The sequence below is a fragment of the Rhodospira trueperi genome (assembly GCF_900101965.1).
Classification (GTDB): Bacteria; Pseudomonadota; Alphaproteobacteria; order Rhodospirillales; family Rhodospirillaceae; genus Rhodospira; species Rhodospira trueperi.
Genome location: NZ_FNAP01000015.1, coordinates 1 through 26532, shown reverse-complemented (window position 1 = coordinate 26532; position 26532 = coordinate 1). Strand labels below are relative to the sequence as shown.

Genomic DNA, 26532 nt, shown 5'->3' with positions numbered 1-26532 from the left:
GGGAATCATCCTGCCGCCTCGTCGTTCCAGGTTACCGTGTCGCCGCGCAGGGCATAGCGCAGCCCGGTGGCCGGGCAGATCGCCTCGCCCTCGCCCTCGATCGGCAGATCCAGGCGCTCGCCGTGGGCACTCATCCAGCCGATCCGCCGTGCCGGTGTGCCGACCACCAGAGCGAAGTCAGGCACGTCGCGGGTTACCACCGCGCCGGCGCCGACAAAGGCGAAACGTCCGATGGTCACGCCACAAACGACCGTGCAGTTCGCCCCCAGCGTGGCGCCGTGGCGGACGAGGGTGTCGCGGTACTCGTCCTTGCGCTGGACCAGGGCGCGCGGGTTGCGCACGTTGGTGAACACCATGGAGGGGCCGCAGAATACGCCGTCTTCCAGGGTCACGTTGTCATATAGGCTGACGTTATTCTGAATCTTGCACCGGTCGCCGATCACGACCGTGTTGCCCACAAAGACGTTCTGCCCCAGCGAGACCTCGCTGCCGATCCGCGCCCCGCCGCAGACATGCACGAAGTGCCAGACGCGGCTTCCGTCGCCGATTTCGGCGCCGTCATCGACGATGGCGCTGGGGTGAATGCTATAGGTCACGGGTGGACACGTCGGGCACGGGGGTGCGTCTCGTCTCCCATCGCCGACAGCGGCGTTGAACGGATGTGCGCGACCGTTTCGATCGCCACGCGGTTTTCCTCCAGCCCGAAACCGTTTCCGGCCAGGATCTCCTCGTAGGACCGCGTGTGTAGATCGGCGAACCCGCCCGAAAACTCTATCTCCTCGCCATCGACCGTAATCGACCGATAGGTGCGCTGGCCGTTGGCGCGCGGCGCTTCTGGAACGTCTTCGACATTGAGAGAGAGGAACCATCGCACCCGGGCTCGCTCGTACTCCAGGTATCCTGCGGCGCGCGAGTCCTCCCGCAGATGAACGCGGTTCTCCTGCAGGTTTCCGAAAATGAAGTGAAGCATGTCAAAGAAATGAACGCCAATGTTGGTGGCAATGCCGCCGGATTTCTTGACGTCGCCCTTCCAGCTTTGGTGGTACCAGTGCCCCCGTGAGGTGATGTACGTCAGGTCCACCTCGTGTTTACGTGCGGCGGTTTCCGCCGAAACTTGGTCCCGCAAACCGAAGATGGCTGGGTGAACCCTGAGTTGGAGGATCGTGTTCACACGCCGGCCGGTGTCCTGCTCGATTTCCTGAAGGCCGTCGATGTTCCAGGGATTCAGGACCAGGGGTTTTTCGCAGATCGCATCCGCGCCGGAGCGCAACGCGAAACGCATGTGACTGTCGTGCAGATAGTTGGGTGAACAGATCGAAACGAAGTCGATGCCGTGGCCTTGGCGCCGCAGCTTGTCAACGTGGCGGTCGAAGCGCTCGAATTCCGTGAAAAAGTCCGCCTCGGGAAAATAGCTGTCGATGATGCCGACCGAATCGTTGGGATCAAGCGCGGCGACCAACGTATTTCCGGTCTCACGGATCGCGCCCATATGGCGCGGAGCGATATAGCCTGCGGCCCCAATCAAGGCGAAGCGCTTCATCGTGCCATTGTCCTCGAGAGTCTTTTCATGGCGTGTGCAAATGACCGCGCGGCAACGGGAACGTCAGGAAAGCGCGCGGTTGACGCGCCCGAGCCATTTGGTCGTGAGGCAAATGCTCGTTGCGATCCGTCCCGGATCGTTTGGGAGTTCCGCTCGGTTGCCGAAACAAGGTGCTTGAATAGCTACCGCACTCCGGGTGAAAGCACCCGGAGGTCAATGGAACAGATCTGCGCCGCCCACGCGGCGCGCCCCGCCCGCCGCCAAGGGCGCGGGGAGTCAGCCAACCCGACGGACGGCGCGGTGGTGCGTGGTCACGCGAATCTGGCGGCCCAGCAGGTTCCAGAGCGCCGTGACCCGCCCTCTGCCAGACGTTTCGCCGCCTCCCAGAAGGGCGACCCGGGTCCAGCCCTGGCGCTGGCAGGCCACGAATTCGGCCGCGAAGGCTTCGCGCGCGTCGCGAATGACCGTGAGCGAATGCTCCAGATACTGAAGAGTCAGGCGAGACTTCTCGGCGAACCCCTGGGGCGTCAGGTAGTAGGCATACCGCCGCGCCGGCGCCGTGCCGACCTTGACCAAGCCCTTTGCGGCGGCCCGCTTCAGGACCGCGTTCGTCAGGCCCACCGCAATGCCCAGCCGGGCCGCGAGGCTCCGCTGGGACTGACGAGGATCATCCTCGATCGCCCGCAACAGCCTGAGGGTGAGATCAGTGTCGGCCGCCGATCCAGCCGCAGTCGTGGCGCCTCTCGCGTTCATGGCATGAACGTGTAAGCCCCGGGCCCGTGTGTGTCAACCACGGCCAATCCGTTGTCCTGCCAGGGGTCATGCTGAACCGGCCCTCATGCCCCGGGTGAAGACCGTGGACCTGAGCCGATGGCTCAATCCCAAAAATCGATGAGGGTCGGCGACGTCGGTGGCCATGACCCAACATCCTCAATACCCCCATGAGACCGGACTGTTGATCCGAGGGGATGGCGACCCCGGCAGGGTTCGAACCTGCAGCCTGCGGATTAGAAGTCCGCTGCTCTATCCAGTTGAGCTACGGGGCCCTGAGCATTGTCCCTAGCAAAAGTCTCGGAGGAAGGAAAGGTGGGCCAGCGGGGGGCGGGCGTCAGCGCTTCTCGGCGATATTCGCGATCATCAGCAGACACAGTGCCAGACTCAACCCCACCAGCGACAGGGCGACAACGACGCCCAGCCCGGAAACATAGGGGCTGTCCAGATAGATGGCGTACCCGCAGAACGGCATCGCCGCGGCGGTTAGGATGGCCACGATGCGGCCGAGAACAATCGGCTGCCGCCTGCCGGCGGACTCCCGGCTGTCCGTCTGGGACTCAGGATGGTCGCTCATCTCGTTGCCCATTCCGATGTCGGTCCGCACGTCGCCCGCGCGGCTCCCGATCTGTCGTGCTCGACGGCGCCCTTGTCCAGCCGCTTGCCGGGCTCCGCCTGCACGGCGGGATCACCGTTGATATACGTCCCGTCGGTCTCCCTGACCAGCATTCCGCACCCGGATTTCGTGCCGGTCGGTCCTATTCCGCCGCCGTGGCGGTCTCCGCTGCCGGCACGTTGGCGCCGAGCAGGGCGAAGGTGATGGAATCGTGCAGCGCGTTGAACGAGGCATCGATGACGTTGGGTGAGACCCCGACCGTGGTCCAGCGGTTCCCGGCTCTGTCGGCACTTTCGATGAGCACGCGGGTCACGGCGGCCGTGGCCGCCTCCGGCGTCAGAATGCGCACCTTGTAGTCCACCAGCCGCAGCCCGGCGAGGTGCGGATAGGCCGGCACCAGCACCTTGCGCAACGCGGCGTCCAGCGCGTTGACCGGGCCGTTGCCCTCGGCCACGGCCATGTGATGCTCGCCGCCGATATCGGCCTTGATGGTGGCCTCGGACAGGGTGATGAGTTCGCCCTTGGCGTTCCAGCGCCGCTCGTCGATGACGCGGAAACTGGTGAGGCGGAAATACTCGGGCACCCGGTGCAGCAGCCGCCGCGCCAGCAGTTCGAACGAGGCGCCGGCGCCGTCGTAGGCATAGCCCTTGAACTCGCGCAGTTTCACTTCCTCGACGACGCGGGCGATCTTGGGGTCGTCGGGATCGACGGTCAGCCCGATCTCCCGCAGGCGCGACAGCACATTGGACCGCCCGGCCTGATCGGACACCAGGATCTGGCGCTTGTTGCCCACCAGCGCGGGGTCGATGTGTTCATAGCAACGCGGATCCTTTTCCACCGCCGAGACGTGCAGCCCGCCCTTGTGCGCGAATGCCGACTCGCCGACATAGGGCGCGCGGCGGTCGGGCGCCCGGTTCAGGCGCTCGTCCAGCGCCCGTGAGGTCTCGGTCAGCTTCACCAGGTGCTCCGGCGACAGGCCCACATCCAGATCCATCTTGAGCATCAGCGAGGGGATCAGGGAGACGAGGTTGGCGTTGCCGCAGCGCTCGCCCAGGCCGTTCAGGGTGCCCTGCACCTGACGAGCGCCCGCGCGCACGGCGGCCAGCGAATTGGCCACCGCGTTGCCGGTATCGTTATGGGCATGGATGCCCAGGCGGTCCCCGGGGATGCCGTCGGCCACCAGGGCCGTGATGATCTCGCCGATCTCGTGCGCCAGGGTTCCGCCGTTGGTATCGCACAGCACCGCCCAGCGGGCGCCGGCCTCCAGCGCCGCCTTGACGGTGGCGGTCGCATACGCCGGGTTGGCCTTGTAGCCGTCGAAGAAGTGCTCGGCGTCGTACATCGCCTCGGCCTTCTCGCGGCTCATGAAGGCGATGCTGTCGGCGATCATGTGCAGGTTCTCGCCCGGCTCCACGCCCAGCGCGACCTTGCACTGGAAGTCCCAGCTCTTGCCGACCAGCACGGCCACAGGCGCCTTGGCCTCCAACAGCGCGCGCAGGCCGGGATCGTTGTCGGCGCTGCGTCCGGCACGCCGCGTCATGCCGAAGGCGCACAGCCGCGCCCGACCCAGACTTGGCGGGTCGGCGAAAAAGGCGTCGTCGGTGGGATTGGCCCCGGGCCATCCGCCCTCGATGTAGTCAATGCCCATTGCGTCCAGGGCCACGGCGATGGCTGCTTTGTCGGGTGTGGAGAAATCGACGCCGTGGGTTTGCGCGCCGTCGCGCAGGGTGCTGTCAAACAGATGGACGCGGGCGGAACTCATGGGGGGCAATCCTGCCGTGTTGGGACATTGGGGCGGGGAATCGAAAACCACGGGCGAGCGGCAATGTTCCACGCGCCGACGGTCGCCGATTGCCTGAGACAATGCACCACGAGCGCGCGGTGGCGCAATGACGGATGGGGAGGGCGCGAACCGGGCTCGTCTGTCAGATCAAAGACGGTCATTTCGGGCTGGTATTGTTTTTTCCCTGACCGCATCTTGCCTTTACGAGCCTTGCGGGATAGAACGCAAGAATGTCCCTGATACAGACATCTGACGACTTGGCCGCATTCCGGGAACGGTTGCGCGGAGAACGCTTCATCGCCGTGGACACCGAGTTCATGCGCGAGAAGACCTATTGGCCGCAGCTCTGCCTCGTTCAGGTTGCCGGATCGGAGGACGCCGTCTGCATTGATCCGCTGGCGGATGATCTCGACCTTGAGCCGCTCAAGGACCTGATGCGCGATACGAGCGTGCTCAAGGTCTTCCACGCGGCGCGGCAGGATCTGGAAATCTTTCACCAAATGCTGGGCGAGTTACCGCGCCCGTTGTTCGACACCCAGATCGCGGCCATGGTCTGCGGTTTCGGAGAGCAGGTGGGCTACGAGACGCTCGCCGGCAAGCTGGCCAAGGCGCGCGTCGACAAGACCATGCGCTTCACGGACTGGGCGCGCCGGCCGCTATCACAGAAGCACCTGATCTACGCTCTGTCGGACGTCACCCACCTGCGTGTGGTGTACGAGAAGCTGGCGGCGATGTTGTCCGCCAATGGCCGGGCCGGCTGGCTTGACCAGGAAATGCAGGCCCTGACCAATCCCGCCTCTTATGAAACCGATCCGCAACAGGCGTGGCGGCGGATGAAGCTGCGCGGCAAGTCGCAGCGCTTTCTGGCCGCCGTCATCGAATTGGCCGCATGGCGCGAGCACGAGGCCCAGGCCCGCGACCTGCCGCGACAGCGGGTGCTGCGGGACGAGGCGCTGCTGGACATCGCCGCGCAGAACCCAGAGACGGTCGAGGCCCTGGCTCAGGTCCGGTCCATGTCGCGCGGTCAGGCGGAGGGACGGCACGGTCGCGAGATTCTGGACGCGCTGGAGCGCGGTCGCGCGCGGCCGATCGCCGATCTGCCCAAACCGCCCGCCCGTGAGGACTTGCCGCACGGGCTGGGGCCGATCATCGATCTGCTGAAGGTGCTGCTGAAAATGAAGTGCGAGGCCGCCGGCGTGGCGCAGAAGCTGGTGGCCTCCAGCGCCGACCTGGAACGCATCGCCGCCGATGACGAGGCCGACGTGCCGGCGCTGGATGGCTGGCGTCGGGAGCTGTTCGGGGACGCCGCGCTGGCGCTGAAGCACGGGCGGCTGGCGCTGGCCGTTTCCGAGGACGGGCGCCGGGTGGAACCCCTGGACGTCGAGGTTGCGGATGACGATGGGGGAACAGCCGGTTAGACCCGCGTTCGGGGCCTCCCGGTCCTATTGGGTTCGAGGCGGGGGCGCGTCGGCCGTCAGGTCCAGCGTTCCCGAGGCTTCGAACGGAAGGGTCGTGTCGCCCACGGAATCCAGCAGGGCCTCACCCCGCAACGCGTAGTCCAGGCCGCCGCGCGTGCCCAGGTCCATGAACCGCCGCACAAGATCGAGGGAACTGATCGAGGCCCGCACCGGTACCGTGACCGTTGATAGCCGGGGGACCTTCATCGAGGCGTTCGAATATCCGTTGGCAAGCGGTTGGCCGTTCAGATCCAGGGCCACGCGCAGTCCGTTCAGCGGCATGTCGCGGCTGTTGGGATTGGTCACCGACAGAAGCAGGTCCACATCCTGTTGCAGCAGGCCGGCGCCGACGAGACGCAGGTCGCGCAGGGCGACATCCGGCGGCGCCAGCCCGCTCGGGGCGGTGGCGCAGGCTGCCAAGGGCGTCATGAGAGCGAGGGCGACCAGGGCGCGGCGCGACAACATGGCATCCTCCTGTGAGCGTCCAAACAGACGGTGCGGTGGTGAACGGTGCCGCCTGGACAGGCCCCCTATGTGATCCCTACATCATGGTCAAATTGGGGTGCCGGTCGGGCAGGGTGAAGACACCGGATCCGGTGCCGCCGCTGCTGCTTCCTGGACAGGCGCCCCGGCCGGCGGATACAGATAACCTTGACCCGACTAACCTTGACCCGACGCCCCGCGTCCGACCGAATCGCCGGTCCCGCGCCAATCGCCCCACCGAACCGGAGAGGAAAGGCCGCATGCCGACGTCAAAGCCCCTTGTCGTGGTGACGCGCAAATTGCCCGAGGCGATCGAGACCCGTATGGCGGAACTGTTCCGCGTGCGCCTCAACGAGGATGACCAGCCCTTCAGCCGGGAGGATCTGGTCCGGGCCATGGCCGAGGCCGACGTCCTGGTGCCGACGGTGACCGACCGCCTCGATGCCGCCGTGCTGGCCCAGGCCGGGCCGCAACTGCGGCTGATCGCCAACTTCGGCACCGGCGTGGACCATATCGATGTCGGCACCGCGCATCAGCGCGGCATCACCGTGACCAACACGCCCGATGTCCTGACCGAGGATACGGCCGACATGACCATGGCCCTGATCCTCGCCGTGCCGCGTCGCCTGGTGGAAGGCGAGCGTCTGCTGCATTCGGGCGGCTGGACCGGATGGTCCCCGACCCACATGCTGGGCCACCGCATCTGGGGCAAGCGGCTGGGCATCGTCGGCATGGGCCGCATCGGACAGGCCGTGGCTCGCCGCGCGCGCGGCTTCGGCATGGCCATCCATTACCATAACCGCCGCCCGGTCCATCCTGACATCGAGGCCGAACTGGAGGCCACCTACTGGGAGAGCCTGGACCAGATGCTCGCCCGCATGGATGTGATTTCGGTTCATTGTCCGCACACGCCGGCGACCTACCACCTGCTGTCGGCGCGGCGCCTGAAGCTGTTGCAGCGGCATGCCTACGTGGTCAACACGGCGCGCGGCGAGGTCATCGACGAGACCGCCCTGGTGCGCATGCTGTCGGCCGGGGACCTCGCCGGGGCGGGCCTGGACGTGTTCGAGCGGGCCCCGGCGGTCAATCCCAAGCTGTTGGGCATGGACAACGTGGTGGCCATCCCGCACATGGGCTCGGCCACCATCGAGGGGCGCATCGACATGGGCGAGAAGGTCATCGTCAACATCAAGGCTTTCGCCGACGGCCATCGTCCGCCGGATCGGGTGCTGCCGAATCTGATGTGAAAAGGGCGGTCGGAGGCGTATGTCGCGGTGTTGCGCCGCGCGACGCAAGCGCGCGGACAGGCCTCCTGGCGCCGACAATGATGGCCGATGATGGGGGCTGGAGGGCGATGACGGGTTTGAACCCCTGCTGCTCAAGGATCTCGTGGACGGGGACTCAGGAGACGCCGGTGGACTCCATCGCCACCGTCCTGACACCGCATCGGGTGAACCACTCGGCAAGACGGTGAAGGTCTCCGGTGAACGTCGCGAACGCCCGCACCGGATCTGGATCCCGGTCGGGAGGCACGGCCGCCATATGCAGGGTGGCTCCGATGTCGATGGTCCCTGCATCCGCGTGGATCGGGGCCAGAGCCCCGGTCTTGCTGCGTGCCACGGCATGTCCTCCGTCTCTTTCAGAGCAGAGAGGGGCTGGGCCATGTGAACGAAACCAATTCTCCAATCAGGATCACCGCAGGAGCGTTACCACTTTCAAGCCCACACAGGCCCATGCGCCACGTTTTTTGCCGGAGACTTGTGCCACCAAAACTGGACGGCGCCCCCTCTCCCGAAGGCACCGTATCATCACGGCCAGTTTCTTTGGCCGCAGGCGGACTTCGGTCGGTGATCGTTTTTCACAATTTTCTTCAGGCTGGTCGTGACGACGCGCGTGATTGGGACTAGCAGAATGTCTCTGAATACGTGCTGACCGTCCGGATGAACGGTTGGTCGAGCGTGACGCCGATGCCGGGACCGGGCGGCACGGGCATTTGTCCGTCGACGGCTTCGAGGGGCTCCTGAATGATGTCCTTGGCGAAGTAGCGGCTCGAACTCGACGTGTCGCCCGGCCTGCAGAAGTTCGGCAGGGTGGCGAGGTGGATGTTGTGGGCCCGCCCGACGCCCGATTCCAGCATGCCGCCGCACCAGACGGGAAAGCCCCAGGCCGCCGTGAGATCGTGGATCCGGCGCGCTTCCTGATAGCCGCCGACGCGGCCGACCTTGACGTTGATGACGCGCGTGGCGCCGGTCTGTAGGGCCTTTCGGGCCTGCACCGACGACCGGATGCTCTCGTCCAGGCAAACGGGGGTCATCAGGACGGACTGAAGCACCGCGTGGTCGTGCAGGTCGTCATAGCCGAGCGGCTGTTCGATGTAGTCGAGATCGAAGTCGTCCAGTTTCTGGAGCAGCGGGAGATCGGACAGGCTATACGCCGTGTTGGCGTCGACGCTGATATGCGCATGGGGCAGGACGACCCGGACCGCCGCGACGAGGTCGAGATCATGGTTCGGCCGGATCTTCAGCTTGATCCGCTTGTACCCGAGGGCGTCATGCTCAAGGGCCTTCTCGACGGTTTCGGGGATTGCTTCGATGCCCAGGGACACGCCGACGTCCACGCGGTCGCCGGTGCCGCCTAGCGCCGTCTTGAGCGGCATGCCGAGGGATTTCGCCCACAGATCCCAGAACGCCATCTCGATCATGGCCTTGGTCATCTGGTGTCCGCGCCAGACCGCCATCACGCGTTCGAGCGCCGAGGGGTTTTCGAATGATTTGCCGATGATCCCGGGAAGAAGCGTCTCGCGCAGCAGGGCGACGGACCCTGAGATCGTTTCATCCAAAAACTCCGGATGGGGATCGGCGACGCCTTCCGCGTATCCCTCCAGGCCGCCGCTTCGGAGAGTCAGCAGCGGAACAATCTTTTCGTGGGTCGTTCCGGTGGACACTGTGAACGGCCCGGCGAGGGGCAGCTTCAGAAGCTCCAGGGTTGCGCCGTCAATTCGGATGCTCGCGTACACACACACCTCCCGTGAAAAAAAAAGACGAACAGACTTCACGCGCAATGAGCCGGCTTAAACACAAGTTTGCTCGAACGCGCTCATTTCCGGGACAGGAAGCGTGGATGAGATAAGTGTCCGCGTGTATTCCGTCTTCGGATTTCGAAGCAGTCCATCGTATTTGTCGACTTCAACGATTTCCCCCGACTTCATGACCGCGATTCTGTCGGCGATGTACTCGACGACGGCGAGGTCGTGGGAAATGAACAGATAGGTCAGGTTGAACTCTGCCCTGAGGTCCATGAGCAGATTGAGAACCTGCGCCTGCACCGAAACATCCAGCGCCGAGGTGGGCTCGTCGCAGATGACGATCTCCGGCCGCGCGATCAGGGCGCGGGCGATGGCCACCCGCTGGCGCTGTCCGCCCGACATCTGGCTCGGGTAGGCCTCGAGCGTCCTTCGGGGCATGCGCAGGATGTCGAGGATGTCGGCGATGGCCCGGCGGCGCGCCGGGGCGCTCATCCGTTTGTTGACGATCAGCGGCATCTCGATGATCTGCCGCACCGTCCGGTAGGGATTCAGGGACGAATACGGGTCCTGAAAGATCGGCTGGACGCGCGCCGCCAGCCGCCGCCGGGGAATGGTGCCGACCGAGGTTCCATCAAGCAGGACATCCCCGGCGGTGGGACGATCCAGGCCTAGCATGATCCGCGACAACGTGCTCTTGCCGCTGCCGGACTCGCCGACCAGCGCGAGGATTTCTCCGCGGTACAGGGTCAGCGAGACGTCCCGGAGCGCCTCCAAGGTGCCCGAAGGCCGGAAGAGGCCCCGGTTCACCCGGAACGTCCGCGATACCCGCCGCACGTCCATCAGGGGCGGGGTCATGACGGCGCCTCCGCGCCATCATCGGTCCAGGTCACCGCTCCGAGCGGATCGCGCCCCCAGCGCATGCCGGGGCGCGGGATGGCGGACAGCAGGGCGCGCGTATAGGGATGGCTGGGACGGGCCAGCAGGTCGTGGACGGAGCCGGCCTCGACCGTCCGGCCCGCGTGCATGACCTGAACCGTGTGGGCGATGCGGGCGACGACGCCGATGTCGTGGCTGACGAAGATCATCGCCATGCCGTGCTCGGTCTGCAGGCCGGCGAGCAGGTCGAGGATCTGCGCCTGGACCGTCACGTCCAGGGCCGTGGTCGGCTCGTCGGCGATGATCAGGTCCGGCCCGCACATCAAGGCCATCGCGATCATGACCCGCTGGCGCAGTCCGCCGGAGAGCTGATGCGGATAGGCGCGCAGGCGGTCCGCCGCCTGGGGGATGCCCACCCGCTCCAGCAAATGAACCGCCCGATCCCGGGCCGCCGACCGACGCCCGCCCCGGTGGCGCAGAAAGGTTTCCGTCAACTGCCGCCCCACGGTGAGGACCGGGTTCAGGGCGGTCATCGGCTCCTGGAAGATCATCCCGATCCGGGCGCCGCGCACGTCGGCCATGCGGTGTTCGGTCAGGCCGGAGAGGTCCAGGTCGCCCAGGCGGAGGTCGTCGGCCTCGACCATGATCGGCGGTGGCAGCAGGCGCATGACCGCGAGGGCGGAGACGGACTTGCCGGAGCCGGACTCGCCGACGATCCCCAGCGTCTCCCCCGCCTTCACCTCAAGGTCGACCCCTTCGACGGCAACGAACGGGGCCGTCGGGGTGGGGATGGTCACGTGCAGGTTCCGCACGGACAGAACCGGGGATCCGTCGATCATGCGCGCCCCTCCGGCGCGAAGATGTCCCGCAGTCCGTCGCCCACCAGATTGACGCCGAGCACCGTGAGGGCGATCGCCGCGCCGGGCAGGGCGATCAGGCGGGCGTCGAAAAAGATCATGTCCTTCCCCTCGGCCACCATGAGACCCCAGGAGGGGGTCGGTGGTTGCACGCCGAGCCCGAGAAAGGACAAGGCCGATTCCAACAGGATCGCGTGTCCGACCTCCAGCGAAGCGACGACGACCAGCGGGCCGACCAGGTTGGGCAGGAGTTCCGCCAGCAGGATCCGGGGCGTGCTGCATCCCATGGCGCGGGCGGCGGTGACGAACTCCTGCGACCGGAGCTGCTGCGTGGCCGACCGGAGGACCACGGCGAAGCGGTCCCAAAGAAGCAGGCTCAGGACGGTGATCACGATCCACAGGTGCCCGCCGAACAGCGAGACGACGGCGAGCGCGATGAGAATGACCGGCAGGGCTAGGCGCGACGAGATGATGAACGAGACGACGCTGTCCACGCGGCCGCCGAAATAGCCGGCGACCAGCCCCAGAAATGTCCCGATCACCCCCGAGCCGGTCGCCGCGCAGACCCCGATGAGGAGCGAGACCCGAGCGCCGTGGATGAGGCGCGACAGATAGTCGCGGCCGAGCGCGTCGGTGCCGAAGACGTGGTCCCAGGTGCCGGTCTCGGCCCACACCGGCGGCAGCAGGCGGTTCGCGAGATCCTGGGCATAGGGATCGTGCGGTGCGATCACCGGCGCGGTCAGGGCGGAAACGATGAGAACCGCGACGATCGACCCACCCAGGAGGAAGCCGGGATGCGTCCGGGCGCGGCGCAGCATGAGTTGGCGCGGGCTCGGTCCGTCGATGGCGTCAACGTCTGTCATCGGTCAACTCACCCGAATTCGCGGGTCAAGCCATGCATTGATGATGTCGGCGAAGAACGTGAGCCAGACATAGATCATCGAATACAGAAGAATGATGGCTTGTATTGTGGGGAAGTCGTTGCGGCCGATGCTTTCCCAGGCCAGAAGGCCGACCCCCTTGATGCTGAAGACACTCTCGACCACCACGGATCCGCCCAGGATGAATCCGAACTCCACGGTCGCGACACTGACGACCGGCAGGATGGCGTTGCGGATGGCGTGGCCGAACAGAACCTGACGTGGACGCAGCCCCTTGGCCCGCGCCGTGCGCACGTAGTCGGACTGAAGCGCGTTGATCATCCCCGTCCGGCACAGGCGCAGCATCGACGGGACGGCGTAGTACCCCAGGACCAGCGCCGGCAGGATGAAGTGGGTCAGCGACTCGGACCCGGACACCGGCAGCCAGCGCAGCTTGACGCCGAACAGCCAGACGAGCATCAGGCCGAGCCAGAAGCTGGGCGTCGCCTGTCCGATGGTGCCGATCAGGAGCGAGATCCGGTCGGCCAGCCGGTTCCGGTAGACGGCGGCGGTCATCCCGAGCGGGATGGCCAGACCGATGGCGAGGGCGATCGCCAGTCCGCCCAGGGTGGCGGAGACGGGAATGCGGTCGGCCAGCAGATCGGCCACGGGACGGCTGAAATAGAAGCTGTCGCCCAGGTCTCCCGCGAGGACATCGCCGACCCAATCGACATACTGAACCACCACCGGCCGGTCGAACCCGAAGCGGTGCCGTACCGCCTCGATGTCCGATTGCTGGGCGCCTTCGCCGGCGATGGCCACGGCCGGATCGCCCGACAGGAAGATCAGGCCGAAGCTCAGGCCGGACACCGTGAGTGCCACCAGCAGGGCAACGACCAGTCGTTTGACCGTGAACTGAAGCATGCACGAGATCCTCGGCAGCTGTTTTCCCAGGTCGGCGGCGTCACGCTGGCCGACGGCCGCGCCCGCCGGGAGGCGGGCGCGCGCCACGCAGCCAGACGGTTACTGTTTCCAGGATGAGGCGAAGAACTTCGGGATTTCGTCGGCGGTCGGGACGAACTCCAAGGTCTCGTTGAACGCGTAGTTCTTGGTGTAGGTAAACAGCGGGATCCAGTAGGCCTCCTCGGCGATGCGTCGCAGGGCCTGTTCGTAGGCGGCCAGCCGCGCGTCCGGATCGGCGGCGCTGTCCCCCTCGCGGATGGCGGCCTGCACCTCGGGATCGTTGGCCGGGTCGTCGGAGCCGCCGCCGAAGAAGTAGCTGGTGATCGCGGACACATCGGGGATCGAGTTGGAGCCCCACGTCATGTTGGCGATTGGCACCTCGCCCTTCACGATCAGGTCACGCAGCGCCGCGTACTTCATCCAGCGGAGGTTGGCCGTGATGCCCACCTTGGCAAGGTCGTCCATGATGGCCTCGGTGACGGGACGATCGCGGTAGCCGTAGAACTCGACGCTGAATCCGTCCGGATATCCGGCCTCGGCGAGTTGAGCCCGCGCCTTGTCGGGATCGTACGCATATGTGGCCACGTCGGCCGTGCATCCGAACTGCACCGGATGGCAGGCCGCGTTCACGACCACGCTATTCTCGCCCATCAGGTACGTGGCGATGCGCTCCCGGTTCACGGCGTATCCGATCGCCTGGCGGACCGCCGCGTCCGTGAAGACGTTGGTCCCGCTCGTGCCCTTGATGTCGAACGTGATGTAGCTGATCCGCATGGTCGGGGCGTTGAGGGTGGTGATGCCCGGCGCGCCGGACAGGCCCGCCGTCTGGTCGTTGCCGAGACCCCAGATCCAATCCACGCCGCCGGTCATCAGTTCCGCGACCTGCGTCGAACTGTCGGCGATGGTGCGATAGACGAGCGTGTCGATCTCCGGCTGTCCCTTCGGGCCATCGGCGAAGTAGTCCGGGTTCTTCACCATTGTGACCGTCTCGCCCTGGGCGAAGTCGGCGACCGTATAGGGGCCGGTGCCGTTCGGGGGCACGGCCGCGTACCGCTTCTGCCCGTCCGCGCCCTCTTCGGCGGCGTCATAGTGTCCGTCTGGAAGGATCGGCAGCACCAGGGCGAGGTTGGACAACAGGGCCGGGAAGGGTTCGGTCAGCGTCAGGGTGACGGTGTGCTCGCCGGTTTGCTCGGCGCTCTTGAACCAGCGGACATCGCTGGAATTCAGGATGCCGCTGTCGTCGCCTGTGACGAAGGTGAAGGTGTAGATGACGTCCTCCGGCCCGAAGGTGCTGCCGTCGTGGAACGTCACGTCGTCACGGAGGTCGAATTCCCAGGTAACCGGGTCGAGCTGGCGGAACGATGTCGCGAGGAGCGGAAGGAATTCCTCGTTCTCCTCATCCCAGTAGATCAGTCCATCATAGACGTGCTGAGACAGGATCACGGCTTCCCGCGAGGTGTCGTAGTACGTCTCGACGGCGGCGACCTCCTTGGGCCCGGCCCAGACCAGACTGTTGTCGGCGGGGCCGGCCATCGCCGGTGAGTCCAGCACCAGACAAACGGCCAGGGCCGTGCCTGTCACTCCAAGAATTGTTTTGGACATTCTCTGACGCTCCATCTGTTCGAAGGGAGGGTGACCTGTCTTGGCGCGTTCTTGTCGCGAACGCTTGGTCCGGGTCGGTCCAGCGTCGTCGGGCGGGGCCTGGGTCTGGCCGTATCGTCCACGCCATCAAAAGTCCTGTCCGCCGCCATGCGCTGTCCTTAACGGGTGAGGCGATGGCCGCACATATCATTATTCGATATTGTTGGGCACATTTTAATATGTTAGGGTCGTAGGATGTCAAGAGTGCATTTCGAAAAGGCAGTCGGCATCGCAATGACCACATATTCGGCAGTTCGTCCTCAGGTGCTCTCCTCCACGCTGGAGAAGGGGCTACGGATTCTTCGTCTTTTCCGTTCAACCCAGGACGGGTTGAGCCTGTCGGAGATCACGCGCCTGACAGGGCTCGAAAAAAGCGCGGCCCAGCGGCTCACCTACACGCTACACGGGCTCGGGTATCTGGACCGCGATGAGCGCACGCGCCGATACGGGCCGGGCCTGAAGATGCTCGACTTGTCCTATGCCTACCTGATTCACGACGACCTGCTCGAACGGGCGCTGCCGCGCATGCTCGAGACCAGTCGCGCGATGAACATCGCGGTGAACCTGGGCGTCCTGGATGGAACGGAGGTGCTTTACAAATACCGGATCCCGCATTCGGCGGTGGCGTTCGACAATGCGCTGATCGGCGTCCGGCAGCCGGCACCGGTCACGGCGATCGGGCAGGTCATCGCGGCGTTTTCCGACGCGGACGTTCTCGACCGTATGCTCTCGGCCGGGCTGCCCGAGCCGGTTACCCCCTATACGTTGCAGGATCCGGAGATTGTCCGCAGGCGGGTCGCCCAGGCGAAGCACGACGGTTTCGTTATCTCGGTGCAGCAGGTGATGCTGCAGGAAATCGCCGTGGCCGCCCCCATCCTGGGGCCGGATCGCACCGCCGTGGCGGCCATCAGCATGCCGGTCTACATGCCTGAGTGGGACGAGGACCGCGTGCGCCGGGATCTGGTCGCGCCCATCACGGCGGCCGCCCGCGCGATTTCGTCGAAGGCGGCCGGGTAATCAGAGGTGGCCGGAGTCGTCGCGATAGCGTCGGGCGGATTTTACGTGGATCGCCTGCCGTGGGTGGATCGCCCCTTGGGCTCCGGCTCCGGCAGGGAGGGCGGAGCCCGACCGGAACGGGCCCCGGAGGGTAATGATCAGGCGGCCAGGGCCTCCGGGGACATCTCCCCTCCCCATACCATGGCCGACGCCGAGCCCCCCCCGCTGCCGGTTCACCGAACACGCTCGTGGCGCCCTCCAGACGCTGGGGGCGCCACGCCGCGATCAGGTTCGGGTGGACGTCGAACTGCTGCGCCAATTCGGCCAGCGTCTTCTCGCCCTTGAGCGCCGCATTTTGCGCGTCGAAAGTCCTTCTAATTCCTTGTTTTTGTTGGTGGGCGATGACGGGTTCGAACCGCCGACCCTCTCGGTGTAAATCACTGAACAGTCGCAATCCGGTCCTATCACAGGGTCTCAAAGGAGAAGGTCCGGAACGGCTATAAGTCTTTCAATTCATTGCAGTGAGGTCATTCGATAGGGTAGGGTATATCTCAGAAGGTACCACCCCCTACCGGGCCGTTGTGGTACCTCAGTTGGTACCTTGAGCGACCCTCTCTCTTTCGGCTGGACCCTCTCGCCATGCCCACGACCCGCTTGACGGCGCAGTCGGTCGCCCGCCTTCCGCCTCCTGAGGTGGGGCAGACGGACTATTTCGACGCATCGTTCCCCGCCTTCGGTCTTCGCGTCACGGCGAAGGGGGTGCGGACGTTCATCCTGTTGACCCGCATCAACGGAAAGAAGGCCCGCCTGACGATCGGGCGCGCCCAGACCAGGAAGGACGGGCCGGGCGTGTCGTTGGCCGATGCACGACGGCAGGCTGGCGAATGGCAGGATCAGGTGGCGTGCGGGCGCGACCCCCGCGAGGAACAACGGGCCGCGAAGGCGGCGGCGGAACAGGCGCAACAGCCGGACCCGGACACCTGGGACCAGGTGGTCGAACGGTTCATCCGCCAGTACGCGAAACCCCGCAACCGCTCATGGCGGGAGGCGGAGCGTGTGCTGGGCAAGGACGTCACCCCCCGATGGCGGGGGCGGCCGATCCGGGAGATCAGCAAGCGCGAGGTTGTGGACCTGGTGGACGCGCTGGTGGAGGCCGGCAAGCCGGCGTTGGCGAACCGCGTCCTGCAGCACATCAAGCGCGTCATGTCGTGGTGCGTGGAGAAGGACATCCTGGAGGACAGCCCGGCCCGCACCGTCAAGGCTCCGGCGAAGCTGGAGGCCCGCGACCGTGTTCTGACCGATGACGAGATCCGGCTGTTCTGGTCTGCGGCCGACCGCATGGGCTTCCCGTGGTCGGTGCCGCTCAAAGTGCTGCTGCTCACGGGCCAGCGGCGGTCCGAGGTGGCGGAAATGGAATGGTCCGAACTGTCCGACCTGGACGGGGAAACCCCGACCTGGACGATCCCCGCCCGGCGCGCGAAGAACGGTGTCGAACATGGCGTCCCCCTGTCACCGCACGCGGCGGACCTGTTGCGGTCGGTGCCGCGCATCCAGGGGTGCCGGTACGTGTTCAGCACGACCGGCAACAGCCCGGTGTCCGGCATATCGAAGGCGAAGGCCCGCCTGGACGGTTTCATAACGGAGATGAAAGGCGACCCGCTGGAACCCTGGACGCTGCATGATCTGAGGCGGACCTTCGCCAGCGGCGCGGCGGCCCTCGGTGTCCGCGTCGAGGTGGTCGAGCGGTGTCTGGGCCATACGTCCGGGACCTTCCGGGGCATCGTCTCGGTGTATCAGCGCCACGAGTTCGGGCCGGAGAAGCGCGCGGCCCTGACGGCATGGGCCAACCACATAAACCTTTTGGTCCAGAACACGGAGGCCGACGATACCGTGGTCATGCTGGCGGAGGCGCGGTGATGCTGCTGCCTTGGAATCGGGCGCGGGGGCCGAAACCACGATCACGAACAATGTAAACGCCCATGCTCAGCCACCGCCCTCTGGCGTCACATCCGGCAGCATCGGCCAGTCCAACGGATCGAGCGTATCCCGGGGAACCACGCCATGTTCGTCGAACGCGGCCTGAAGCCGTTCAGCCAGCCAGGAGCGTCCTTCCTTCGATAGCTCGACGGCCGCCTGTTGCAGATATGCTTTGCGGGGGTTGGTGTTCCCGTCCCCGCGCGCCGCATTGCGCTGGGTTGGCGCGAACGAGTCCGCGCCCAGCGTGTCCATCAGTGCGTTCAGGGACACGCCGTTCGCCATCGTCCCTGCGACGAACTCGGCATGATGAACCCGGATATATCGCGGCCATTTCTCTTTCCACGCTCGGCGAGCAATGTCGTCCGGTGTCGCGTCGTCCCGTCCGGGTTGGTATTTCATGCCGATGGCGCGGCCAAAAATGCGAATGTCGTTCGGGTCACGGGTCAGCCGTGCAATGAAGATGACCGCATCGTCCTGAACCCCGCTTGGCCGCCTGTTGGCTGGATAGGCGACAGCCCAGTGACAACCAGCGCGCTCGATCTCGGAAATGGTGGTAATGTTAAGCGGCTTGCGATCGTTGCCTTCTCCCAGAAACTTGACGAAGGCCTGGGGCGCGTCAGCGACCGCCGGCGGCAAAGGCACGCCGGGGGCCCCCGTCGGAACCTGAACGGGCAACGCCGGATCGACGCTTGCATGGGCCCCGAAGTCCTCAAGGGGTGTTTGGTTGCTCTGACGACCACCGAGGGCATTATAGCGGTTGACGATTTCCGTCCAGGAGTCGACCTGCGAGGCCGTGAGGTCGTCTCCGCCGCGCTGCCAAAGGTCATCGAAATAGGCGCGGCAGGCGCCAATGACGGCCGCATCCTTGGCGACCACCCCGAATTCGTGGTTGCTGTCGAGCGCCGCCTTGGTGAGGTTGGCCGAGGTGATGATCGCCCGGCTGGCCCCGAACAGGTACAGCTTGGCGTGAAGGTTGCGGATGCCCCGGACCCGCGCCCCGGCATCGAGCAATATCCGAAGCGCGGGGACATCGCTGACGCCCTCGGCGAAGTCGGCAAGGTTGAAGCGGGTGATGACCTGAATCCGGGCGGGCTTCAGGCGTAGCAGGCGTTCCAGGGCGCCCGCCTTGATGAACGGGCAGATGATCCGAAGCGCGTTGGCGTCCGCGCGCAGGGCATCGGTCAATTCCATACCCCACCCTGCATCGACCAGCCGGACCATCATGCCGCTACCTCCTGTTCCGCTTCGGGCTCCAGGGCCTCATGGATCAGGGCATCAAGCAGGCGGGCGCGGGCGGTGTCGGCATCGGTCAACGCGGCCTCCAGCCGGTCGCAGAGGGCCATGAGGGCTTCGACCTTCGCCACGATGCGGTGTTGTTCGGCGAGGGGTGGGAGGGGGATAGTTAACGAGCGAATGTTGTCCAAATTCAGTCCTGGTCGTCCGGCACCATAGGCGCGCTCAACCAATTCACGCCTAGCACCACAATCCGCCAGAAGGCAAAGAAGCAGCCACTCGGAGATTGCCGGATCAGTGGGGCGAACTAAACCGACATGCTGGCTCACGTAGGCTTCGCCAATATCCTTTTCGAGAACCGCCGGATTCGTGACGCCGGCTCCTGTGATGACGATTAGGAGGTCGCCCCGTGCAACCTGTGTTCGGCTACCCTCGCTGTTCGAAGGCGGTTCCACGTGGGCGAGATCATCGAGGAGCAAGCGCCCGAATCGAATGTTTTGCGCCCGAATGAAATACGGCCCGGAGTCGGAGTAATACTCTGCCCATCCGCGCGAACCGCTCGTCACGAAATTGATCACATCGCCAAGCGCGACACTGTTCCAGCCAATAGGCAACGGCGCAAATTCGCGTTCAGAATCAGTTGAAGGCGCCTTTTGACGAGGGACCAACCTCGCCATGAGCAGTCGCATTCTTTCGGCGTCGATCCGCTTCAGCAACTCCGATGCCGGTTCGTCGGTCGGGTCCTGGGGCATCAGCTTGCCCCGAACGGCAAGATTGAGAATGCTCTGGCGGAGGGGTTTGATCTGGTCGGCGCGGGTGGTCAGGGCGGGCAGCGCGTCGAGGGCGAAGCGGGCATGGTCGGCGAGGGCCTCAGCGTCCATTTCCGGCGCGGTCAGGCGGGCGAGGGTGGCGGCGGTCAGGCGGTCTCGGGTGGCCTCGCGGGAGGATCGCGCGGCCTCCAGCCGGTCCAGCAGCGTCATCAGCTCGTCCACCTTGGCCACGATCCGCCGTTGCTCGGCCACGGGCGGGAGGGGGAGCGCCATTGCGCGAAGACCGGCAAGTGGGACCGTCTTTTGAGCAATTCCGGTGGCGGCTGCTTCAGCCTGCCGAAAGGCGAACTCGCTTTCCAAGAAGATGGCGAGGACCTCCACATCGACCTGCTTTGTCGGTCGCAGAATGCCGATGTGTCTCTGAATGCAAAACGGCTCATCGCTTCGAATTGGCACCGGAATTCCAAACGATCCAACAAGGGTATAGAGCAGATCACGCGACTGAGGTTTGCGGATCGGGTCAAGTCCGTCGAAGTATTCCTGCGGCACTTTCCGCGCAGCATCATAGTTAATTGTCTTGGTTCTCACGTCACTGATGACGAGGAAAGGCACGCCGTTCTCTGACTTTGGTGGCGGCTGATGGTCGCCGTCGCTTATTGAAAGGCAAATGGATTGAAGGTTGGTCCATGCCCATCCAATCGGTAAATCGAACAACTCTAAAGGCGCAGATGGTTCTTTGGGTTTGCGTTCGGCCTTCAGCGCGCCCGCCTTGACCAGCCGGGCTTTCTCCGCTGCGATCCGCTTCAGCAACTCCGATGCCGGCTCGTCATTCGGATCCTGCTCCACCAGTTTGCCCCGGACGGCGAGGTCCAGCACCAGCCGCCGCAGGCGTGCGACCGCGTCCGGCGCGTCGGCCACCCGATCATAGAGCGTCAACAGACGGTCGGCGTTCATGTCGTCGCACCGTCCTCTGGCGGAGGCGGAATCAGGGGTTCGATGACCGCGATCAGGGGCGCAAGGCGTTCCGTGGCAACGCGCCAGACGAGGTCGATCCGGACCTCGGCATAGCCATGGATCAGGCGATGGCGCATGCCGATGATCTCGCGCCACGGAACATCGGTTAGCGTGGCGCGGGTTTCCGTGGAGACCTTGCCAGCAGCCTCCCCGATCACTTCCAGGGAGCGGATGACGGCGTTCTGGTGCAGCCGGCTGGCCGCGAAGTCCGCCTCGTCAAGGTCGCCCACGAACCCGACCGCATCGCGCGCGGCCAGCAGCATGTCCAGCAACAGGGCCGCGTCGCGGTTCGGGATCGGGTCAGCCATGGATCCGCTCGGCGTCGGCCAGGATGCTTCGGCGGCGGATGAAATTGCGGCTCGATTCCACAGCCTCGCGCTCGACCAGATCCACGGGGCGGCCCAGCATCGCTTCCAGTGCGTCCTTCAGGTCGGCGAAGGCGGCGAGATCATCGCGTCGATCCGGCGCGAAGGTCACCAGGAAATCCGCGTCGCTGCGGCCCGGCTGGAAGCCCTCGCCGCGCGCGGCGGAGCCGAACACCTCCAGCCGCGTCACCCCGTACCGGCGGCAGAGGTCCCGGATCTCGGACTGTTTCACGGCAAGGTCTGGATGCATGGGTGTCTCCGCAAATCCTGGTCCACGTTACCCGATCGCGCTCATCGCGTCAGCGCCTCCGCCAGGACGGCCTTGATCTGGCCGCGCAGGGCGGCCACCTCGGCTTCGGCGGCGGTCAGGTCGGCCAACAGGGTCTCCGGGTCGCCGTGGTCCTCGGCCACCGTATGCGGGTTCTTGATGTCGAGGTTGTAGCCACGGCCTTTGACCTCCTCGGCCGTGACCCTCCAGGCGCGCTCGGTCTCCACGCGCCCCTCGCGTTTCGGGCCGCCCCACCACGCGGCGCAGTCGTCCAGGTGCTCCAGGCGGATGGGTCTGGTCATGGAGTAGGCCTTCTGGCCCTCCGGCACGCGGTGTTCCCAGAACCAGATGTCCCGGGTGGGCCGGCCTTTCTCGAAGAACAACAGGTTGGTGCCGATGGAGGCGTAAGGCCGGAAGACCGAGTTCGGCAACCGCACGATGGTGTGCAGGTTGCATTCGGTCATCAGATGTTCCTTCAGGCGGGTCTTGACGCCCTCGCCGAACAGCGTGCCGTCGGGCAGAACGACGGCGGCGCGGCCGCCCGGTTTCAGCAGGCGGATGATCAACGCCAGGAACAGGTCGGCGGTCTCGCGGGTGCGGAAGTGCTGGGGGAAGTTGGCCTCGATGCCATCCTCTTCCTTGCCGCCGAAGGGCGGGTTGGTCAGCACGATGTCCACCCGCTCGTCCTTGGACCAGGAGACATAGGGCCGCGCCAGCGTGTTGTCGCGGCGGATGAACGACGGGTCTTCGATGCTGTGCAACAGCATGTTGGTGACCGCCAGCATGTGCGGAAGCTGCTTCTTTTCCACCGCGCGCAGGCCGTTTTCCAGCATCCAGGCATCGTGCGGCTTGCGGACGTGATGGTCGCGCATGTGGCGGATGGCACAGGTCAGGAAGCCGCCGGTCCCGCACGCCGGGTCAAACAGGGTTTCGCCGGGGCGCGGGTCGGTCATCCGGACCATGAAGCCGGTCACCGCACGCGGCGTATAGTATTCGCCCGCGTTGCCCGCCGATTGCAGGTCGTTCAGGATCTGCTCGTAAATGTCGCCGAAGTGCTGGCGTTCCTTGAGGTTGTTGAAGTCGATGCCGTTGATCTTGTTGATCACCTGGCGCATCAGGTGGCCGGACTTCATGTAGTTGTAGGCATCCTCGAACACATCACGGACCGTGCGGGCGCGGGGTGTCGTGGGTGCCATGTTTTTCAGGGCGGGGAACAGGTCGGCGTTGATGAAGGTCAGAAGGGCCTCGCCCGTGATGCCCTCCGGATCGGCCGCCCAGGCGCGCCATTGCAGGCGTTCGGGAATGGGCGAGCGGAAGTCGGTCTTCAGCAGTTCCAGTTCCTGGTCCTGGTCGTCGATGATCTTCAGAAAGAACATCCAGCACAGCTGGCTGATGCGCTGGGCGTCGCCATCGACGCCGGTGTCCTGGCGCATGATGTCCTGGATGGATTTGACGAGGGTGCGGACGATCAACTTTTACTCACTTTCAAACAAGATTAACTCTCTTGGCTCGATGATCCATTTGTTTGGGTTGCCGTTCCGGCTACCGGCATGCAGGCTTGTGCGATTTTTTCGTTGAAAAGGCTTCATTGGGTCAGTGTCAACAAAGTTAACGCGGGTACCTTCTCCGCAGTAAGCTACAATCCAGTGATATGAAGGGCGAGTCAGTCCAAGTATCATGCACCGAACATTGGCATTTGATTCGAAAAGATTGTCAAATCTATCCCAATATTTTTTGTTATTCTTCGGAGGGTTCCGGCTGAATGGATAGCGTGTTTTTATTTGTTCTGCACCATCAATGCGCTCTCGGCAACGCTTTATCATTCTTTTTAGATCTCCAATTGTTGTTCCTTCCCATAAAACATTTGGCCATCTTTTTTGTGAAATTGCGCCGCAAGCAGTTTCGAATATATTTTGGTGCGCATCTATGCCACAATGCTCGAAAGCATTGACTATAGCGTAGGGGCCGCAAAGCCCGTCTAGCTGCCCTTGGTAATTTGGCATTGTACCTCCTTAACCAATCTCTTGGTAAATCGCTTCTTCCAAGTCATGCACAGCCTGATCGTATCCGGCTTTACCACCGAAGGTACGGACCAGTTCGATGGGTGTCCCCAGCGTGTCCAGCGGCGGAATTTTGAGGACGTTGGCGTCATCGAGGTTCAGTACACCCTCGTCGGCATATTTCGCCAGCAGCGCGTCGAGCACGGCCCGGGCCTTGCCGCCGTACTTCGCGAACACGTCACGCTTCCTGACGGTCTCGGCCCTCTCGCGCCGGGTCAATGGCTTGGCGTCAAAGGCGACGTGACAGATCAGATCGAAGGGATCCAGGTCCTTGCCCAGTTCGTCCAGGATCGGGTCGAGGGGCAGGCCCTCGGCCTCCAACTCGTCGATGATGGCTCGCTTGCGGTCGGCGGCGTTCCATCGCCTCAGGAAATCGTCCAGGCTGGCGAAGCGCTTGCGCAACGCCCTCCGGGTAAAATCCTTCAGCGATTCGGTGATCAGCCGGCCGTTCTCGTCAAGGTATTCGATCCGCTCCGCCACGATGGTGGCGCCGACCCCATCGACATAAACCTTCCTCTGCTGCCCGTCTGGCGGCCTGAGCGGCAACCCCGGCTGATCAGGGCGATCCATGATCGTCTCGTCGTCGCCCGGGTCCTCCGGCAGCGGCACGCCGTCCTCGTCCGTCGGCGGCGCCTCGGGCGGGTCGATGGGATCGTCGTCGTCCGGCTCGTAGATCTGGACCGGCTCGCCGTCGAAGTCCGGATCGGCGAAATGGCTGGTCGCGCCCCTGAAGTCCATGAGCGTGAAATAGAATTTGCGGGTGTCTTCATGGACCCGCGTGCCGCGCCCGACGATCTGCTTGAACTCGGTCATCGAGCCGACCTCGCGGTCGAGGACGATCAACCGGCAGGTCTGCACGTCGACTCCGGTCGAGAGCAGGCGGGATGTTGTCACAAGAACCGGCCAAGTCGATTCCGGATCCATGAAGTTGCCGAGTTGCGCTTGGCCCTCAGCATCGCTGCCGGTGATCCGCATGACATAGCGCGAATTTTCAGCGACAAGATCGGCGTTCTCGTTGACCAGGGCCTGTCGCATGCGGGCGGCGTGTTCCTGGTCAACACAGAAAACGATGGTCTTTTGATAGCGGTCGCCGCTCTCCCTCAGGAACTGTGTGACCTTGCGTGCGACGAGTTTGGTTCGGTCATCAAGGACCAGCGTGCGGTCGAAATCCTTGGTGTTGTAGATGCGGTCCTCGACCTCGTCGCCATCGCGGTCGAGCTGCCCCTTTTCCGGACGGTATCCTTCGACATCCCGGTCGATGTGGACCTTCACCACCTTGTAGGGGGCCAGGAATCCGTCGCGGATGCCCTGTTTCAGGGAGTAGGAGAAGACCGGATCCCCGAAATAGCCGATGTTGGAGACGTACCTCGTTTCCTTGGGCGTGGCCGTCAGACCAATCTGAGCGGCTGATGAAAAGTACTCCAGGATCTCGCGCCACGCCGAATCCTCGGCGGCGCTGCCCCGGTGGCACTCGTCGATGACGATCAGGTCGAAGAAGTCGGGCGAAAAGTCGCGGAACAGCTTCTGCCGCTCGTCCGGGCCGGTGATCGCCTGGTAGAGACCGAGGTAGACTTCGTAGGCGGTATCGATCCGTCGCTTGCGGTCGAGGGCGAGGGTCAGGTCCTCCTTGCTTCCGTCCGGCCTCTCGATGGTTCGGGCATTGGTTGACAGCTTGGCCATGGCCCCGCCGAAGGGCCGGAAGTCATTGACCATGGTCTGGTCGATCAGCATGTTTCGATCCGCCAGGAACAGGATGCGCCTCTTCCGGCCCGCCTTCCACAGGCGCCAAATGATCTGGAACGCCGTATAGGTCTTGCCGGTCCCCGTGGCCATGACGAGCAGCACCCGGTCCTGGCCCTTGGCGATGGCCTCGACCGCCGCGTTGACCGCGTTGACCTGATAGTAGCGTGGGCTCTTGCCAGGGCTGTCGGGGTAGTAGTCCTGCAGCACGACCAATTCGGCCTGTTCGTCCAGGCCCTTCCAGGCCCGATAGCGCGCCCAGAGATCGGCGGGGGACGGGAAGCCGTCCAGGGGCAGGGTTTCTTCTGGCTGGCAGCTCATGCCCGTGCGGTCGTGAAAGACGAACCCATCACCGTTGGACGAGAACGCGAACGGGATGTTCAGCGTCTCGGCATAATCCAGCGCTTGCTGGATGCCATCGCCCACGCTGTGGGTGTTGTCCTTCGCCTCGATGACGGCGATGGGGATGTTCGGCTTGTAGGACAGGATGTAGTCCGCGCGCTTGCCCTGCCCACGCGTCACCAGTTTGCCGCGCACGATGATGCGGCCCTTGGTGAAGCTCACCTCTTCGCGGACCTGGGTTGGCCCGTCCCAGCCGGCATGATACAGGGCCGGCGTGATGAACTGAGTACAGATGTCGCGTTCGGAGAGGTCCCGCGTGTTCATCCCGATCAGCCATCCCCAGTCGGTGGGTCGCCCGTGGAGCGATGCACCACACGGGGAGGGGCGTCGAGGCCGGCGGCGATGCAGGAGGCAGGCCATCCCATGACGTGATTTCCGCCAACCCTTGCGCGCCATATTCGGAGGATTCAGCGTTCTCCGCAACCGTCAGACCAGCGCTCACATTCCGGATTGAGGCATCCAAAAAGGCAAGGACTGCCATTTCCGCCGCGATTTCCTGCGGTTGCCTATAAATCGCCAAGTCGGATAAGAGAGTATTAGATCGTAGAATGTGAAGGGTAATGGAGAAAAGGCAAGATAAAAGAAAGCCTCCATGTAGAGGCTATCCTCTTGCCTGCACATCATTTTTTCGAGAGGCTTGGGAAGGGCGTGGAGGGGCCTTTCCGTAGTTCGTTGATGTTCAATGTGTTTTGGGGAGGCACCATCTTGCGCGACGACTTCGAGCCGACGCTGGGCAAATCGTAACCGGGGCAGAAGTGCGGGCGGTCAGGCTTGGCAGCGCGCTGTGACGAGTTCGGCGAGGTTCGGCACGGGGGAGGCGACAGGGGCGCCGAGG

General features: G+C 64.6%; 24 protein-coding genes, 1 tRNA gene and 1 pseudogene. 4 read left to right on the top strand and 22 right to left on the bottom strand.

What is annotated here, in order from left to right; translation table 11 throughout:
- Positions 1 to 5: 5 nt before the first annotated feature.
- The 6 genes from BLS85_RS15920 to cimA all read right to left on the bottom strand — a co-directional run bounded on the left by BLS85_RS15920 (position 6) and on the right by cimA (position 4689).
- Complete coding sequence (locus BLS85_RS15920) at positions 6 to 596, bottom strand: acyltransferase (RefSeq protein WP_092787732.1); 591 nt, start codon at positions 594 to 596, stop codon at positions 6 to 8.
- Complete coding sequence (locus BLS85_RS15915) at positions 593 to 1540, bottom strand: Gfo/Idh/MocA family protein (protein ID WP_092787731.1); 948 nt, start codon at positions 1538 to 1540, stop codon at positions 593 to 595. Before BLS85_RS15915 ends, BLS85_RS15920 begins: the two co-directional genes overlap by 4 nt.
- A 276-nt stretch (positions 1541 to 1816) precedes the next feature.
- On the bottom strand, positions 1817 to 2293 hold the full coding sequence (locus BLS85_RS15910) for a winged helix-turn-helix transcriptional regulator (RefSeq protein WP_092787730.1): 477 nt from the start codon (positions 2291 to 2293) through the stop codon (positions 1817 to 1819).
- A gap of 216 nt (positions 2294 to 2509) precedes the next feature.
- Positions 2510 to 2586 (bottom strand) — tRNA-Arg (locus tag BLS85_RS15905).
- A gap of 62 nt (positions 2587 to 2648) precedes the next feature.
- Complete coding sequence (locus tag BLS85_RS15900; RefSeq protein ID WP_143027226.1) at positions 2649 to 2888, bottom strand: hypothetical protein; 240 nt, start codon at positions 2886 to 2888, stop codon at positions 2649 to 2651.
- A 181-nt stretch (positions 2889 to 3069) separates the two neighbouring features.
- Positions 3070 to 4689 carry a citramalate synthase gene (gene cimA, locus BLS85_RS15895; RefSeq protein WP_092787728.1) on the bottom strand — a complete coding sequence of 540 codons (1620 nt, stop codon included), beginning with the start codon at positions 4687 to 4689 and terminating at the stop codon, positions 3070 to 3072.
- 251 nt (positions 4690 to 4940) lie between these two features.
- On the opposite strand from cimA, the gene rnd reads away from it, so the two are divergent.
- Positions 4941 to 6128 (top strand): ribonuclease D, encoded by a 1188-nt coding sequence (gene rnd, locus BLS85_RS15890; RefSeq protein ID WP_092787727.1) that lies wholly within the window; start codon positions 4941 to 4943, stop codon positions 6126 to 6128.
- Positions 6129 to 6152: 24 nt separating this feature from the next.
- Here the strand turns inward: rnd and BLS85_RS15885 are convergent, their stop codons facing one another.
- The gene (locus BLS85_RS15885) at positions 6153 to 6632 is read right to left on the bottom strand and encodes an LEA/WHy family protein (protein ID WP_092787726.1); all 480 of its coding nucleotides are present in this window, start codon (positions 6630 to 6632) and stop codon (positions 6153 to 6155) included.
- Between the two features lie 278 nt (positions 6633 to 6910).
- Between BLS85_RS15885 and BLS85_RS15880 the strand changes: the two genes are divergently transcribed.
- Positions 6911 to 7897 carry a 2-hydroxyacid dehydrogenase gene (locus BLS85_RS15880; RefSeq protein WP_092787725.1) on the top strand — a complete coding sequence of 329 codons (987 nt, stop codon included), beginning with the start codon at positions 6911 to 6913 and terminating at the stop codon, positions 7895 to 7897.
- A 154-nt stretch (positions 7898 to 8051) separates the two neighbouring features.
- Here BLS85_RS15880 and BLS85_RS19180 read toward each other — a convergent pair whose 3' ends face one another.
- The 7 genes from BLS85_RS19180 to BLS85_RS15845 form a co-directional block, all read right to left on the bottom strand.
- Complete coding sequence (locus tag BLS85_RS19180) at positions 8052 to 8270, bottom strand: hypothetical protein (protein WP_092787724.1); 219 nt, start codon at positions 8268 to 8270, stop codon at positions 8052 to 8054.
- A 283-nt stretch (positions 8271 to 8553) separates the two neighbouring features.
- On the bottom strand, positions 8554 to 9666 hold the full coding sequence (menC, locus tag BLS85_RS15870) for an o-succinylbenzoate synthase (protein WP_218128460.1): 1113 nt from the start codon (positions 9664 to 9666) through the stop codon (positions 8554 to 8556).
- A 54-nt stretch (positions 9667 to 9720) separates the two neighbouring features.
- Positions 9721 to 10530: an ATP-binding cassette domain-containing protein gene (locus tag BLS85_RS15865; RefSeq protein ID WP_092787723.1), complete on the bottom strand. Its 810-nt coding sequence runs from the start codon at positions 10528 to 10530 to the stop codon at positions 9721 to 9723.
- Positions 10527 to 11390 (bottom strand): ABC transporter ATP-binding protein, encoded by an 864-nt coding sequence (locus BLS85_RS15860; protein ID WP_092787722.1) that lies wholly within the window; start codon positions 11388 to 11390, stop codon positions 10527 to 10529. Before BLS85_RS15860 ends, BLS85_RS15865 begins: the two co-directional genes overlap by 4 nt.
- A complete protein-coding gene (locus BLS85_RS15855; protein ID WP_092787721.1) occupies positions 11387 to 12271 on the bottom strand; it encodes an ABC transporter permease in 885 nt (294 codons plus the stop codon). The genes BLS85_RS15860 and BLS85_RS15855 overlap by 4 nt, the downstream gene beginning before the upstream one ends.
- Positions 12272 to 12274: 3 nt before the next feature.
- A complete protein-coding gene (locus BLS85_RS15850) occupies positions 12275 to 13192 on the bottom strand; it encodes an ABC transporter permease (protein WP_092787720.1) in 918 nt (305 codons plus the stop codon).
- 99 nt (positions 13193 to 13291) lie between these two features.
- Positions 13292 to 14833: an ABC transporter substrate-binding protein gene (locus tag BLS85_RS15845; protein ID WP_176793808.1), complete on the bottom strand. Its 1542-nt coding sequence runs from the start codon at positions 14831 to 14833 to the stop codon at positions 13292 to 13294.
- A gap of 243 nt (positions 14834 to 15076) precedes the next feature.
- Here BLS85_RS15845 and BLS85_RS15840 point away from each other — a divergent pair, with 243 nt between their 5' ends.
- The gene (locus BLS85_RS15840) at positions 15077 to 15889 is read left to right on the top strand and encodes an IclR family transcriptional regulator (RefSeq protein ID WP_176793805.1); all 813 of its coding nucleotides are present in this window, start codon (positions 15077 to 15079) and stop codon (positions 15887 to 15889) included.
- A 202-nt stretch (positions 15890 to 16091) separates the two neighbouring features.
- Here BLS85_RS15840 and BLS85_RS18830 read toward each other — a convergent pair.
- A pseudogene (locus BLS85_RS18830) lies at positions 16092 to 16271 on the bottom strand (transposase); the annotation flags it as partial.
- Positions 16272 to 16507: 236 nt separating this feature from the next.
- Here BLS85_RS18830 and BLS85_RS15830 point away from each other — a divergent pair.
- The gene (locus BLS85_RS15830; RefSeq protein WP_092787716.1) at positions 16508 to 17785 is read left to right on the top strand and encodes a tyrosine-type recombinase/integrase; all 1278 of its coding nucleotides are present in this window, start codon (positions 16508 to 16510) and stop codon (positions 17783 to 17785) included.
- 66 nt (positions 17786 to 17851) lie between these two features.
- On the opposite strand, the gene BLS85_RS15825 is transcribed toward BLS85_RS15830, so the two are convergent.
- Genes BLS85_RS15825 through hsdR form a run of 7 tightly spaced genes read right to left on the bottom strand, consistent with a single transcriptional unit; the run spans position 17852 to position 25961 of the window.
- On the bottom strand, positions 17852 to 19069 hold the full coding sequence (locus BLS85_RS15825; RefSeq protein WP_092787715.1) for a phospholipase D family protein: 1218 nt from the start codon (positions 19067 to 19069) through the stop codon (positions 17852 to 17854).
- Positions 19066 to 20802 carry a restriction endonuclease subunit S gene (locus tag BLS85_RS15820; RefSeq protein ID WP_092787714.1) on the bottom strand — a complete coding sequence of 579 codons (1737 nt, stop codon included), beginning with the start codon at positions 20800 to 20802 and terminating at the stop codon, positions 19066 to 19068. Before BLS85_RS15820 ends, BLS85_RS15825 begins: the two co-directional genes overlap by 4 nt.
- The gene (locus BLS85_RS15815) at positions 20799 to 21170 is read right to left on the bottom strand and encodes a HepT-like ribonuclease domain-containing protein (protein ID WP_092787713.1); all 372 of its coding nucleotides are present in this window, start codon (positions 21168 to 21170) and stop codon (positions 20799 to 20801) included. The genes BLS85_RS15820 and BLS85_RS15815 overlap by 4 nt, the downstream gene beginning before the upstream one ends.
- Positions 21163 to 21477 (bottom strand): nucleotidyltransferase family protein, encoded by a 315-nt coding sequence (locus BLS85_RS15810; RefSeq protein ID WP_092787712.1) that lies wholly within the window; start codon positions 21475 to 21477, stop codon positions 21163 to 21165. The genes BLS85_RS15815 and BLS85_RS15810 overlap by 8 nt, the downstream gene beginning before the upstream one ends.
- 41 nt (positions 21478 to 21518) lie before the next feature.
- Complete coding sequence (locus tag BLS85_RS15805) at positions 21519 to 22967, bottom strand: type I restriction-modification system subunit M (RefSeq protein WP_092787711.1); 1449 nt, start codon at positions 22965 to 22967, stop codon at positions 21519 to 21521.
- A 3-nt stretch (positions 22968 to 22970) separates the two neighbouring features.
- Positions 22971 to 23498: a hypothetical protein gene (locus tag BLS85_RS18825; RefSeq protein ID WP_143027225.1), complete on the bottom strand. Its 528-nt coding sequence runs from the start codon at positions 23496 to 23498 to the stop codon at positions 22971 to 22973.
- 9 nt (positions 23499 to 23507) lie between these two features.
- Positions 23508 to 25961, bottom strand: a complete 2454-nt coding sequence (gene hsdR / locus BLS85_RS15800; protein WP_092787710.1) for an EcoAI/FtnUII family type I restriction enzme subunit R — start codon at positions 25959 to 25961, stop codon at positions 23508 to 23510.
- Between the last annotated feature and the right edge of the window lie 571 nt (positions 25962 to 26532).